Below are 13,979 nucleotides of genomic sequence, written 5' to 3'. Positions count from 1 at the left end.
CCCCACCCAACCCCGGGACCCACCCATGACTGACAAGACCGCGGGCGGCGACGTCCGCCTCGCCGGGATCAGCAAGCACTACGGCACCTTCACCGCCGTGCACCCGCTGGATCTCACCATCCCCCAGGGCTCCTTCTTCGCCCTGCTCGGCGCCTCGGGCTGCGGGAAGACCACCACCCTGCGCATGATCGCCGGCCTGGAGGAGCCCTCCACCGGCACGGTCCACCTCGGCGACCGTGCGGTGACGCACCTGCCGCCGTACAAGCGCCCGGTGAACACGGTCTTCCAGAGCTACGCGCTCTTCCCACACCTGAACATCTTCGAGAACATCGCCTTCGGCCTGCGCCGCCGCGGCATCAAGTCGGTCAAGAAGCAGGTCGACGACATGCTGGAGCTGGTGCAGCTCGGCGAGCAGGCCGGCAAGAAGCCGCACCAGCTCTCCGGCGGCCAGCAGCAGCGCGTCGCGGTGGCCCGCGCCCTGATCAACCACCCCCAGGTGCTCCTCCTCGACGAACCCCTCGGCGCCCTCGACCTCAAGCTGCGCCGCCAGATGCAGCTGGAGCTCAAGCGGATCCAGACCGAGGTCGGCATCACCTTCGTGCACGTCACGCACGACCAGGAGGAGGCCATGACCATGGCCGACACGGTCGCCGTGATGAACGGCGGCCGCGTCGAGCAGCTGGGCGCCCCCGCCGAGCTGTACGAGAACCCGGGCACCACCTTCGTCGCGAACTTCCTCGGCACCTCCAACCTCATCGAGGCGTCCGTGGAGTCCGCCGGCACCGAGGTCGTGGTCTCCGCCTCCAGCAGCACGCTGCACCTGCCGGCCGCCCGATGTTCGACCACCCCCCGCGCCGGTGGAAAGCTGCTGGTCGGAGTGCGCCCGGAGAAGATCTCCCTGGTCCATGCCGACGAGGAGCACACCATCGCCGCCGGCCGCAACAAGATCCCCGGCCGCATCGCCGACTCCTCCTTCATCGGCGTCTCCACCCAGTACGTCATCGACAGCCCGGTCTGCCCCGAGCTGGAGGTCTACGCCCAGAACATCGAGCGGGACGCCCGCCTCGTGCCGGGCGCCGAGGTGTTCCTGCACTGGAACCCGGAGCACACCTTCGGCCTCGACGCGGCCCAGTCCATGCTTGCCGGGACGATGGGCGACGCGGGCGTCGAGACGGCCGGGGAGAGCGCATGACCGCCACCGCCGCGCCGCCCCAGGCGCCCGCCCCCGCCGAACCCCCGGTGCACAGGGCCTCCCGGCGCAAGCGGCTGATCCCGTACTGGCTGCTGCTCCCCGGCATACTGTGGCTGCTGGTCTTCTTCGTGCTGCCGATGGTCTACCAGGCCTCCACCTCGGTGCAGACGGGCTCGCTCGAAGAGGGCTTCGAGGTCACCTGGCACTTCCAGACCTACTGGGACGCCTTCACCGAGTACCTGCCGCAGTTCCTGCGCTCCCTGCTCTACGCGGGCACCGCCACCGTGCTCTGCCTGCTGCTCGGATACCCGCTGGCCTACCTGATCGCCTTCAAGGCAGGCCGCTGGCGCAATCTCCTTCTGGTGCTGGTCATCGCCCCGTTCTTCACCAGCTTCCTGATCCGCACACTGGCCTGGAAGACGATCCTGGCCGACGGCGGCCCGGTCGTCGCCGTCCTCAACAAGATCGGTTTCCTCGACGCCACCAGCTGGATCGGCATCACCCAGGGCGACCGGGTGCTCGCCACGCCGCTCGCGGTCGTCTGCGGTCTGACGTACAACTTCCTCCCCTTCATGATCCTGCCGCTGTACTCCTCGCTGGAGCGCATCGACACCCGCCTCCACGAGGCGGCCGGGGACCTGTACGCGAAGCCCGCCACGGTCTTCCGGAAGGTGACCTTCCCGCTCTCCATGCCGGGTGTGGTCTCCGGGACCCTGCTGACCTTCATCCCGGCGAGCGGCGACTACGTCAACGCCGAACTGCTCGGCTCCACGGACACCCGGATGATCGGCAACGTCATCCAGTCGCAGTACCTGCGCATCCTCGACTACCCGACGGCCGCCGCGCTGTCCTTCATCCTCATGGCCATCGTGCTGATCATGGTCACCATCTACATCCGCCGAGCGGGGACGGAGGACCTGGTCTGATGCGCACTCTCACCACCTGGCTGCGGCGCAATCTCGTCGTCATCTTCGGTCTCGGCACGCTCGCGTACATGATCCTGCCGAACGTGGTCGTGACCGTCTTCTCCTTCAACAACCCCACCGGACGGTTCAACTACGCCTGGCAGGAGTTCTCGCTCGACGCGTGGAAGGACCCCTGCGGGGTCGCCGACCTGTGCGGCTCCCTCTCGCTCTCGCTCCAGATCGCCCTGTGGGCCACCCTCGCGGCCACCGCCCTGGGGACCGCGATCGCCTTCGCGCTGGTCCGCTACCGCTTCCGGGCGCGCGGCGCGGTCAACTCGCTGATCTTCCTCCCCATGGCCATGCCCGAGATCGTGATGGCGGCCTCGCTGCTCGCCCTCTTCCTCAACATGGGCATCCAGCTGGGCTTCTGGACGATCCTGATCGCCCACGTCATGTTCTGCCTCAGCTTCGTCGTCGCCGCCGTCAAGGCCCGTGTCCTGTCCATGGACCCGAGGCTGGAGGAGGCCGCCCGCGACCTCTACGCGGGCCCGGTGCAGACCTTCGTAAGGGTCACCCTGCCGATCGCGGCCCCCGGTATCGCGGCGGGCGCGCTGCTCTCCTTCGCGCTGTCGTTCGACGACTTCATCATCACCAACTTCAACTCGGGCAACACCGTCACCTTCCCCATGTTCGTGTGGGGATCGGCCCAGCGCGGTACGCCTGTGCAGATCAACGTCATCGGCACGGCGATGTTCGTCATCGCGGTGCTGGTGGTCCTCGCCGGCCAGATGGTCGGCAACCGCCGCAAGAAGGCACAACCGAAGTAGTTCAAGAGCACGTCGTCAGTTCCGTAGGGAGTTGGAAGCCATGGCCCCAGTCGCCATGCGTGGTGTTGCGAAATCCCTTTCCGAAGCGAAGCCGGTCTCGTACTGGCTGGACGACCCCGGCAAGCCCGCCCCCCAGCCGGCGCTCACCTCCGACGAGCGCTGCGACCTGCTGGTCATCGGCGGCGGCTACAGCGGGCTGTGGACCGCGCTCCTCGCCAAGGAGCGGGACCCCGAGCGGGACGTCGTCCTGATCGAGAGCAAGGAGGCGGGCTGGGCCGCCTCCGGCCGCAACGGCGGATTCTGCGCGGCCTCCCTCACCCACGGCCTCGCCAACGGCCTGGCCCGCTGGCCCGGTGAGCTCGCGAAGCTGGAGGAGCTGGGCGCGCGCAACCTCGACGCCATCGAGGAGGCGGTCGCCCGCTACGGCATCGACTGCGACTTCGAGCGCACCGGCGAGATCGACGTGGCCACCGAACCGCACCAGGTGGAGGAGCTGAGGGAACTCCATCAGGAGGCCGAGCGCCTCGGCCTGGCCGGCGGCGCCGAGTTCCTCGACGGCGACGCGGTGCGCGCCGAGGTGAACTCGCCCACCTTCCTCGCCGGCATGTGGGACCGCGACGGGGTGGCCATGCTCCACCCGGCGAAGCTGGCCTGGGGGCTCAAGCGGGCCTGCCTGGACCTCGGGGTGCGGATCTACGAGAACACCCGCGGCCTGAAGATGGCCTCGGTCGGGCCCGGGATGACCGTGCAGACCCCGTACGGCACGATCCTCGCGCGCCGGGTCGCCCTGGCCACGAACATCTTCCCGTCACTGGTCCGGCGGATCCGCCCCTTCACCGTCCCGGTCTACGACTACGCGCTGATGACCGAGCCGCTGACCGAGGAGCAGCTGGCGGCCATCGGCTGGAAGAACCGGCAGGGGCTGGGCGACAGCGCCAACCAGTTCCACTACTTCCGGATCACCCGGGACAACCGGATCCTGTGGGGCGGCTACGACGCCATCTACCCCTACCGGGGGAAGCTCGACTCCGAGTACGACCACCGCCCCGAGACCTACCTCAAGCTCGCCGAGCACTTCTTCACCTGCTTCCCGCAGCTGGAGGGCCTGAAGTTCAGCCACGCCTGGGGCGGTGCGATCGACACCTGCTCGCGCTTCTCCGCCTTCTTCGGCACCGCGTACTCGGGGAGGGCCGCCTACGCGGCCGGCTACACCGGGCTCGGCGTGGGCGCCACGCGCTTCGGCGCGGACGTGATGCTGGACCTGCTGGACGGCGTCCCCACCGAGCGCACACGCCTGGAGATGGTGCGCTCGAAGCCGATGCCGTTCCCGCCCGAGCCCTTCGCGTGGACCGGGATCGCGCTCACCAAGTGGTCGCTGGCCCGCGCCGACGCGCGCGGCGGCCACCGGAACCTGTGGCTGAAGACGCTGGACCGCTTCGGGCTCGGCTTCGACAGCTGACCTGCACGCGCCCGGCGCACACTGCCGGTCACCGTGTGCGGGCGCGCGGCCGGAACCTCGGCGACGGTCACCGGGGTCACCGCGTCCACGACGTACACCTTCCAGGTCAGCGCGGTGAACGCGGCGGGCGAGTCCCACAAGAGCGCCCCCGTCTCCGGGACCACGACGAGCGGCGGCGGTGGCGGCGGTGGCGGCCTCCCGGCGCACGCGCTGGTCGGCTACCTGCACGCGAGCTTCGCCAACGGCTCCGGCTACGTCCGGATGGCCGACGTGCCCGCCTCCTGGGACGTCGTCAACCTCGCCTTCGGCGAGCCGACTTCGGTGACCTCCGGCGACATACGCTTCCGGCTCTGCCCGGTCGCGGAGTGCCCGAACGCCGAAACCCCGGCGGGTTCAAGGCGGCCATCAAGACCAGGCAGGCCGCCGGCAAGAAGGTCCTGATCTCGATCGGCGGCCAGAACGGCCAGGTCCAGCTCGGGACCACCGCCGCCCGCGACGCCTTCGTCTCCTCCGTCAGCGCGATCATCGACGCATACGGGCTCAACGGCCTGGACATCGACTTCGAGGGCCACTCCCTCTCCCTGGCCGCCGGCGACACCGACTTCCGCGCCCCCACCACCCCGGTGATCGTCAACCTGATCTCCGCCGTGAAGACCCTCAAGGCCAAGTACGGCCCGGACTTCGTCCTGACCATGGCCCCCGAGACCTTCTTCCTCCAGCTCGGCTACCAGGACTACGGCTCCGGCCCCTGGGGCGGCCAGGACCCGCGCGCCGGCGCCTACCTCCCGGTCATCCACGCCCTGCGCGACGACCTCACCCTGCTCCACGTCCAGGACTACAACCCGGGCTCCATCATGGGCCTGGACAACCAGTACCACTCCATGGGCGGCGCGGACTTCCCCATCGCCATGACCGACATGCTGCTCACCGGCTCACCGGCTTCCCGGTCGCGGGCAACACCGCCCGCGTCTTCCCGGCGCTGCGCCCGGACCAGGTCGCCATCGGCCTGCCCGCCACGGCGAACGCGGGCAACGGCCACACCCCGCCCGCCGAGGTGAACAAGGCCCTGGACTGCCTGACGAAGAAGACGAACTGCGGCACGTACCAGACGCACGGCACCTGGCCCGCCCTGCGCGGCCTGATGACCTGGTCGGTCAACTGGGACCGCTTCGGGGGCTGGGAGTTCAGCCGGAACTTCGACGCGTACTTCGGCGGCTAGCCGGAGGGCCTGACACTGCGGCGCCGTACGGCCCATCGGACGGCCAGCAGCAGGGGCGTGCAGAGCAGCAGGCTGGCCAGGACGTCGAGCGGCCAGTGCCAGCCGCGGACGATCAGGCCGGCGGCCGTGGCGGCCGTCAGCAGGAGGGCGGCGGCTGTCGGCCAGCCGCGGCGGGTGTACGGGCGGATCAGCAGGGCCGCGGCGATGTAGGCGACGGCCGAGGTGGCGGTGTGGCCCGAGGGGTAGTAGCCGGCGGCCCAGGGCTCCAGGGGGCCCGGGCGGGCGGTCCACTCCTTGAGCGGGACGATCAGGGCCGGCACCAGGGCCATGGCCAGGGCCGCGGCCGCCGCGCCGGGGCGGTGGCCGCGCCAGGCGGCGTACGCGATCGCGAGGACCAGGACGGGGAGCGCGACCGGGATGTTGCCGAGGTCCGACAGGCGCTCGGTGACGGCGTCCGGGACGGAGCGGACGACGGCGCGGCTGAGGCGCTCGTCGGGGGACAGCAGGGGGCCCGCGACCAGGACCTGCCAGGTGATCAGGGCGAAGGCCGTCAGAGACAAGGCGGCCAGGCAGACGGCGGGCCGGATGATGGCCGGCCGTCCCGGAACAGGGGGGATGGTTCCGGGACGGCCGCCCGGATCGGGTTGCCGCACGCCCCGGGGGGTTTGGGGCGGACGGCCGTCCGATCGGTGAGGAGTGTGCGCGAACGCATGCCCAATACGGCGCTGGGGAAGCCCGGTACTGGTGTCGCCCCCGATTTCCCGGGAGCGGGGTGTCTCACTCATCTGCAGAAACCGTACGGCAGAGAAAAGGGGACCGACAGCGGGAACGCGCTCCCGCCATCGGCCCCCCACACCTTCTTCACAGCGCCCGACCGTTACCGGCGGTACCGGTCGGGCGCACTGCGATCGGGCGTTCTAGACGTCGATCAGATCTCCGTGCCGATGGCCGCGAAGGCGGCCTCGATGAGGTCCAGGCCCTCGTTCAGCAGGTCCTCGCCGATGACGATCGGCGGGAGGAAGCGGAGCACGTTGCCGTACGTGCCGCAGGTGAGGACGAGCAGGCCCTCGGCGTGGCAGGCCTTGGCCAGCGCGCCGGCCGCCTCCGGGAACGGGGTCTTGGAGACCGGGTCCTTGACGAGCTCGATCGCGATCATGGCGCCGCGGCCGCGGATGTCGCCGATGATCTCGTACTTCTCCTGCATCGCGGAGAGGCGGGCCTTCATGAGGGACTCGATCTTCTTCGCCTTGGCGTTGAGGTCGAGCTCCTTCATGGTCTCGATGGAACCGAGCGCACCGGCGCACGCCACCGGGTTGCCGCCGTAGGTGCCGCCCAGGCCGCCCGCGTGGGCGGAGTCCATGATCTCGGCGCGGCCGGTCACGGCGGCGAGCGGCAGACCGCCCGCGATGCCCTTGGCGGTGGTGATCAGGTCGGGGACGATGCCCTCGTCCTCGCACGCGAACCACTGGCCGGTGCGGCAGAAGCCGGACTGGATCTCGTCGGCGACGAAGACGATGCCGTTGTCGTTGGCGAACTTCACGATCGCCGGGAGGAAGCCCTTGGCCGGCTCGATGAAGCCGCCCTCGCCGAGGACCGGCTCGATGATGATCGCGGCGACGTTCTCGGCGCCGATCTGCTTGGTGATGTTGTCGATCGCCTGGGCGGCGGCCTCGGGGCCGCAGTTCTCGGCGCCGGTGGGCCAGCGGTAGCCGTAGGCGACCGGGACGCGGTAGACCTCGGGGGCGAACGGGCCGAAGCCCTGCTTGTACGGCATGTTCTTCGAGGTCAGCGCCATCGTGAGGTTCGTACGGCCGTGGTAGCCGTGGTCGAAGACGACGACGGCCTGGCGCTTGGTGTACGCACGGGCGATCTTGACGGCGTTCTCGACGGCCTCGGCGCCGGAGTTGAACAGGGCCGACTTCTTGGCGTGGTTGCCCGGCGTCAGCTCGGCGAGGGCCTCGCAGACCTCGACGTAGCCCTCGTACGGGGTGACCATGAAACAGGTGTGGGTGAAGTCGGCGAGCTGCGCGGAGGCGCGGCGCACGACGGCCTCGGCGGAGGCGCCGACGGAGGTCACGGCGATGCCGGAGCCGAAGTCGATCAGGCGGTTCCCGTCGACGTCCTCGATGATGCCGCCGCCCGCGCGGGCCGTGAAGACGGGGAGCACGGAGCCCACGCCGCCGGCCACCGTCTCGAGGCGGCGCGCCTGCAGCTCCTGCGACTTGGGGCCGGGGATCGCGGTGACGATGCGGCGCTCCTGCGGAACAGCGGTCATGGAGGGCTCCTGGGGGGTGTTTTCGGACGCACTTGTGTCTTTGTCCGCAGGCTAGGCCCGGGAGCGGGGGTACTGCATGCTCCGTTCGGGAGTGGTGCCCGCGTGTCCTTGTCCGTGACGGCCATAGGAAGGGCGCGGGCGGGTCGTGCGGACGGCACGGCGAAACGGTGCACCGCTACGGGCCCACGGCCGCCGTCGGGCAACTACATTGAGCGGCGCAGCGCAGGAAAGGGCAGGGGGCAGGGGTTTCATGGACACCGACGGCACGCACGAGACGCGCCCGCCCCGGACCGGGCAGATCCCCCGGCCGGCCTCGCCACCCCCTCCGGGCCTCCCGCCGAAGCCGGCCCACGCGCCGGTGGCGGGGCCCACGCTCGAGGACTGGCTGCGCGTCCCGCGCACCTCGGACGGGCCGGGCGTCTGGTCGTACGGGCACGTGCCGCGGGCCGCCGAAGAGCCCGAGGTGACCCCGATCCGCCAGCTGATCAGCGGGGCCCTGATCGCGCTGCTGGCCGGGCTGTTGCTGTGGTCCCTGCTGTGGAACGGCTACCTCGGCGGCTTCTGGCTCTGGCCGCTCTACATGTTCACGCCCGACTCCTGGGCCGGGACGCTCCCCTCCGTCGTCGCCGCGTACGTCTGGTACGGCGTGGTGGCCCTCACCCTCGCCGTCGGCTTCGGGCGCCTCGGCCGCTGGTCCGAGCTGGCCCGCCGGATCGTCGGCAGCCGCGCCGCACGGGCCGTACAGGCCGTGGTCCCGGCCGCCCGGCCCGAGCAGGGCGGCCCCGAGGACGCCGTGCGGTGGCCGCAGGTGCGCGGGGCCGGGCTGGTGGAGGCGGCCGAACGGCTGGAGAAGGAGGCCGGTGCCGGGCGGATGAACGACGTGGACTACGCGCGGATCCGGCGGGCCTGGGAGTCGGTGCGGGTGGACCCCTCCCGGCTGCGGGCCTTCGCCGAGGCCGTGCGGGACAAGGGCGCCGGGGCCTGCGTACATCCGTCCGGGGCGCGGGACCTGCCCGTGCGCGCCGCCCGGCACGATCTGCTCGCCCGTCAGGTGCTGCTCGGCACCGTCGAGGACGGCCCGCGCAACCCGTACGCCCGCCGCGGCACCTCGCTCGCGCTCGACCCCGACGTCCTCGGGACCTCCCTGCTCGCCGTCGGCCCCTCCGGCTGCGGAAAGACCGGCCGGCTGGTGCGGCCCGTCGTCGAATCCCTCGCCCTGCAGGCGCTCGCCGGCCAGGCCGCCGTCGTCGCCGTCGGCGCGGCCGGCGCCCAGCTGGGGCCCGACGCCGCCTACGACGTCGTGGTCCGCGTCGGCGACCCCGCCTCCGTCTACGACCTCGACCTGTACGGCGGCGCCACCGACCCCGACGAGGCCGCCACCCTCCTCGCCGAGGCCTTCGTCGGCGATGTCCCCGGGATCGACGTACGCCGGGCCGCGACCGCCCTCGCCCAGCTCCTCGGGCCGTTCCGGACGGCCTACGACCGGTTCCCCGCCGTGCCCGAGCTCCGCGAACTGCTCGACCAGGTCCCGGACGTGCTCGACGGATTGCGCCGGGCACTGGACGACGCCGGCCAGCACACCATGCTGCGCGAGCTGGACGCCAGGGAACGCCAGCACGGGGCCCCCGCCGACCCCGGCCCCGCCCTCGCCGACCGGGTGGCCCTCCTCGACCGCCCCGCCTTCGCCACGTTTTTCGATGTCGGGGGCTTCGACACCACCGGCCAGGGCAGGCCCTTCTCGCTGCGCACCCTCGAACACCCGATCCGCGTGCGCATCGACCTCCCCGAGCGCGGGCACGCGGACGCCTCCCGCATGCTGGCGCGGCTGCTGCTCGCCCAGTTCAACGCCGCCGCGGCCGCCCGCACCGACCGCTCCCTCTTCGCCTTCCTCGCCTTCGACGACGCCTCCCACACGCTGACCCCGGGGACCGTGCGGGGCATCCAGCGGCTGCGCTCCGCCAACGCCGGGGTCCTGCTCACGCTGCGCACCCTGGACGACGTACCGGAGGCGCTGCGGACCCCGCTGCTCGGCGCGGTCGGCTGCCGCATGGCCTTCTCCGGGGTCACCACCTGGGACGGCAAGCGGTTCGCCGAGACCTGGGGCACCGAGTGGGTGGAGACCCGCGATGTCACCCACCGCACCGTCTTCGCCGACCAGCCGCTGACCCGGGCCATCCATGCCTTCCGCAAGCTCGTCACCGGCAAGGCCGTCACCACGGACGCGGTCACCGTGCGCCAGGTGGAGCGCGAACGCTGGTCCGCCTCGGACCTGGCGCACGCCGTACCGCCGGGGCACGCGGTGCTGTCGCTGACCTCGGTCGGCGGGGAGCGGGCGGCTCCGCTGCTGGTCCGGCTGGCGGGAGCGGCGACGGGCTGACTCGGGCTGAGCGGACCAGTACGGGGTGGCAGAATCGAGGGGAGCCGTTCATACGACACGGCGAAAAGAGTGGGCGGCTCCTCTGCTGCTCTTCTCTGGCGGTGCAGTCCGCGCCGGCCTTTCCCGTCCCGTCGTCCGTCCCTCGCCCCCTCCCGCTAAGGCCCCTGGTAACCGATGCCGCTCACCCTCGCCTCGCTCGTCCAGCACTCGGCGCTCAAGCTCAGCGTCCGGGCGGGGGAGAGCCGACTCGACACCCCCGTGCGCTGGGCCCACGTCAGCGAGCTCGCCGACCCCGTGCCCTACATGGAGGGCGGGGAGCTGCTCCTGATCACCGCGATGAAGCTGGATGCGGAGGATCCGCAGGAGATGAGCCGCTACGTACGGCGGCTCGCGGCGGCCGGGGTCGTCGGGATCGGCTTCGCGATCGGCGTCAACTACGAGGCGATCCCCGAAGCCCTGGTCGAGGCGGCGCGGGCCGAGGACATGCCGCTGCTGGAGGTCCCCCGGCGGACCCCGTTCCTCGCGATCAGCAAGGCCGTCTCCGCCGCCCTCGCGGCCGACCAGTACCGGGCCGTGACCGCCGGGTTCGAGGCGCAGCGGGAGCTGACCCGCGCCGCGCTCTCCGCCGACGGGCCCGCCGAGCTGCTGGCGAAGCTGGCGGCGCACGTGCACGGCTGGGCCGCGCTGTACGACACCTCGGGTGCGGTCGTCGCGGCCGCCCCCGACTGGGCCGCGCGGAGGGCCGCCCGGCTCACCCCCGATGTGGAGCGGCTACGGGAGCGGCCCGCGCCCGCGAGCGCCGTGGTCGGCGGCTCGGAGGACCGGGTCGAGCTCCAGTCGCTGGGCACGGGGCGGCGGCCGCGGGGCGCGCTCGCGGTGGGCACCGGGGCCCCGCTGGGCACGGCCGAGCGGTACGCGGTCCACTCCGCGGTCGCGCTCCTCACCCTCACCACCGAGCGGTCGCGCTCGCTGCACGACGCCGAGTCCCGGCTGGGGGCGGCGGTGCTGCGGATGCTGCTGGCGGGGGAGGCGGACCATGCCCGGGCGGTGGCCGGGGACCTCTACGGGGCCCTGCTGGAGGCGCCGTTCCGGCTGATCGCGGCCGAGCCGGCGCTGCCGGGGACGGCGCAGCCGGAGGGGCTGGCACTGCTGGCCGACGCGGTGGAGTCGGCGGCTGCCCGTACGGGCGAGACGCTGCTGGTCGTCCCCGAGCCGGGGCGGCTCGTGGTGCTGGCCGCCGACGCGGGGTCGGCCGTACAGGCGTGCGTGGACCACGCGGAGGCGATCGAGGCGCGGCGCGGCCGGGACGCCGCCGGTCCGGAGCCGGACGAGCTGGTGGTCGGCCTGTCCGCGCCGGCGGGCCCGGGCACGGTGGCGGCGGCCCTGAAGCAGGCCGACCAGGCGCTGGCCGTGGCCCGGCGGCGGGGGCGCTCGCTGGTGGAGCACGAGGACATGGCGGCGGGGTCGGTGCTGCCGCTGCTGGCCGACGACGCGGTACGGGCCTTCGCGGACGGTACGCTGCGGGCCCTGCGGGACCACGATGCGACCGGGCGGGGCGACCTGGTGGCCTCGCTGCAGGCGTGGCTCTCCCGCCACGGCCAGTGGGACGCGGCGGCCGCCGACCTGGGCGTGCACCGGCACACCCTGCGCTACCGGATGAAGCGGGTCGAGGAGATCCTCGGCCGCTCCCTGGACGACGCGGACGTCCGCATGGAACTGTGGCTCGCCCTCAAGGCCAGCCCGTCGCCGTCGTAGCGCCCGGGGTGTGACCCGCTGCGCGGAGCCCCCGGGCGCTGCCCGCCCCCGCGCCTCAATCGCCGGCGGGGCTCGGCATGCCGGTGCGGCGCCGCTCCGGGGTCTCCGCCCCCGAGCCCCCGCGCCTCAAACGCCGGCGGGGCTGGAGTGTGCCGGCCGGACTGCAATGTGCCGACCAGGCTGAAATGGGCCGGCGCCGCTGAAACGTGGGCCGGCGCGTGCCGGCGCGGCGCAGCCAGATCCAGCCTCGCCGGCGTTTGAGGCGCGGGGACTGGGGCGGAGCCCCAGCAGCGGCGCGGCGCCGCGCCCCGCAGGGCCCCGCCAAGCACCCCGCAGGGGCCCGGCACGGGCGTGCCGCCCCCCGACACTGACAAACCGGCGCAGCCTCCGCGGCAGGTACTACACGTCGGATAAACACCGAATCCCCGGTGGAGTCCTACCGTGGAGGAGTCAACGACCCACCGCACACATCCGAAGGGCCGGGATTCGCATGACTTCCACCCACGCCTTCTGGCTCGCCGGCCGCCAGGCCACCGGCCAGGACAGCTTCGACGTCCACTCCCCGTGGGACGGCCGGCTGGTCGGCACGGTCAGCGTGCCCACCGACGCGCAGGTCGAAGAGGCCGTGGCCGCGGCGTACGCCGTGACGGCGGAGTTCTCCGCGACCCCGGCCCACGTGCGGGCCGCCGCCCTGGACCACGTGTCCAAGCGGCTCGTCGAGCGCACCGAGGAGATCGCCCAGCTGATCTCCGCCGAGAACGGCAAGCCCGTCAAGTGGGCCCGCGGTGAGGTCGGACGTGCGGTGTCCGTGTTCCGCTTCGCCGCGGAAGAGGCCCGCCGCTTCAACGGCGGAGACGCCCAGCGCCTCGACACCGACGCCGGCGGCGTCGGCCGCCTCGCGCTGACCCGCCGCTTCGTCAAGGGCCCGGTCCTCGGCATCGCGCCGTTCAACTTCCCCCTGAACCTGTGCGCCCACAAGGTGGCCCCGGCCATCGCCGTCGGCGCGCCGATCATCCTGAAGCCGGCCCCGGCGACCCCGCTCTCCGGCCTGATCCTGGGTGAGCTGCTCGCCGAGACCGACCTCCCGGCCGGCTCCTGGTCGGTCCTGCCGGTCGCGAACGACAAGATGCCCGCTCTGGTCAAGGACGAGCGCCTCCCCGTCATCTCCTTCACCGGTTCCGACACGGTCGGCTACGCCATCCAGCAGTCGGTGCCCCACAAGCACTGCACCCTGGAGCTCGGCGGCAACGCCGCGGCCGTCGTCCTCGCCGACTGGGCCTCCGAGGCCGACCTCGACTGGGCCGCGACCCGTATCGCGACCTTCTCGAACTACCAGGCCGGCCAGTCCTGCATCTCGGTGCAGCGCGTGATCGCCGACGCCTCCGTCTACGACACCCTCGTCGAGAAGGTCGTCGAGAAGGTCCAGGCCCAGGTCACCGGTGACCCGTCCGACTCCGCCACCGACGTCGGCCCCCTCGTCTCCGAGGACGCCGCCAAGCGTGTCGAGTCCTGGGTCGACGAGGCCGTGTCCGCCGGAGCCAAGCTGCTCACCGGCGGCAAGCGCGAGGGTGCCTCCTACGAGCCCACCGTGCTCGCGGAGGTTCCGGCGGGCGTCAAGCTCGCCACCGAGGAGGTCTTCGGGCCGGTGCTGACGCTGCAGAAGGTCGACGGCACCGACGAGGCCTTCGCCGCCGTCAACGACTCGAAGTTCGGCCTGCAGACCGGCGTCTTCACCCGCGACATCCAGACCGCGTTCCGCGCCCACCGCGAGCTCGAGGTCGGCGGTGTGATCGTCGGTGACGCGCCGTCCTACCGCGCCGACCAGATGCCGTACGGCGGCGTCAAGCAGTCCGGTGTGGGCCGCGAGGGTGTCCGCTACGCGATGGACGACTACACGTACGAGCGAGTCCTGGTCCTGACCGGCCTCGACATCTGATCTCGTACGGCCAAAAAGCCGACGGCCGGAGCCT

The 13,979-nt window shown here is 72.2% G+C and carries 9 protein-coding genes and 1 pseudogene; 8 read left to right on the top strand and 2 right to left on the bottom strand.

Annotated features, from left to right (window positions below; all coding sequences use genetic code 11):
• Positions 1-25 precede the first annotated feature (25 nt).
• The 5 genes and pseudogenes from J7E94_RS05770 to J7E94_RS05750 form a co-directional block, all read left to right on the top strand.
• Positions 26-1,192, top strand: coding sequence for an ABC transporter ATP-binding protein (locus J7E94_RS05770; RefSeq protein ID WP_215012920.1), 1,167 nt, complete (start codon positions 26-28; stop codon positions 1,190-1,192).
• Positions 1,189-2,118: an ABC transporter permease gene (locus J7E94_RS05765; RefSeq protein WP_215012919.1), complete on the top strand. Its 930-nt coding sequence runs from the start codon at positions 1,189-1,191 to the stop codon at positions 2,116-2,118. Before J7E94_RS05770 ends, J7E94_RS05765 begins: the two co-directional genes overlap by 4 nt.
• The gene (locus tag J7E94_RS05760) at positions 2,118-2,924 is read left to right on the top strand and encodes an ABC transporter permease (RefSeq protein WP_215012918.1); all 807 of its coding nucleotides are present in this window, start codon (positions 2,118-2,120) and stop codon (positions 2,922-2,924) included. Before J7E94_RS05765 ends, J7E94_RS05760 begins: the two co-directional genes overlap by 1 nt.
• 40 nt (positions 2,925-2,964) lie before the next feature.
• The gene (locus J7E94_RS05755; protein WP_215012917.1) at positions 2,965-4,383 is read left to right on the top strand and encodes an FAD-binding oxidoreductase; all 1,419 of its coding nucleotides are present in this window, start codon (positions 2,965-2,967) and stop codon (positions 4,381-4,383) included.
• Between the two features lie 48 nt (positions 4,384-4,431).
• Positions 4,432-5,602 (top strand): annotated as a pseudogene (locus tag J7E94_RS05750) (chitinase); the annotation flags it as partial.
• Here the strand turns inward: J7E94_RS05750 and J7E94_RS05745 are convergent.
• Both J7E94_RS05745 and gabT read right to left on the bottom strand, forming a co-directional pair.
• Positions 5,599-6,162: a phosphatase PAP2 family protein gene (locus J7E94_RS05745; protein WP_308344607.1), complete on the bottom strand. Its 564-nt coding sequence runs from the start codon at positions 6,160-6,162 to the stop codon at positions 5,599-5,601. The pseudogene J7E94_RS05750 and the gene J7E94_RS05745 overlap by 4 nt on opposite strands.
• A gap of 368 nt (positions 6,163-6,530) precedes the next feature.
• Complete coding sequence (gabT, locus tag J7E94_RS05740) at positions 6,531-7,877, bottom strand: 4-aminobutyrate--2-oxoglutarate transaminase (protein ID WP_215012913.1); 1,347 nt, start codon at positions 7,875-7,877, stop codon at positions 6,531-6,533.
• 250 nt (positions 7,878-8,127) lie between these two features.
• Between gabT and J7E94_RS05735 the strand changes: the two genes are divergently transcribed.
• The 3 genes from J7E94_RS05735 (at position 8,128) to J7E94_RS05725 (ending at position 13,945) form a co-directional block, all read left to right on the top strand.
• Positions 8,128-10,254, top strand: coding sequence for an ATP-binding protein (locus tag J7E94_RS05735; protein WP_215012910.1), 2,127 nt, complete (start codon positions 8,128-8,130; stop codon positions 10,252-10,254).
• A gap of 174 nt (positions 10,255-10,428) precedes the next feature.
• Positions 10,429-12,009: a PucR family transcriptional regulator gene (locus J7E94_RS05730; RefSeq protein WP_215012908.1), complete on the top strand. Its 1,581-nt coding sequence runs from the start codon at positions 10,429-10,431 to the stop codon at positions 12,007-12,009.
• A 490-nt stretch (positions 12,010-12,499) separates the two neighbouring features.
• Positions 12,500-13,945, top strand: a complete 1,446-nt coding sequence (locus tag J7E94_RS05725) for an aldehyde dehydrogenase family protein (RefSeq protein WP_215012906.1) — start codon at positions 12,500-12,502, stop codon at positions 13,943-13,945.
• Positions 13,946-13,979 lie beyond the last annotated feature (34 nt).

It is taken from the genome of Streptomyces sp. ISL-94, assembly GCF_018614075.1.
Taxonomy (GTDB): Bacteria; Actinomycetota; Actinomycetes; order Streptomycetales; family Streptomycetaceae; genus Streptomyces.
Note: the sequence above shows the minus strand (reverse complement) of the source record. Positions and strands in the feature narration are given on the sequence as shown.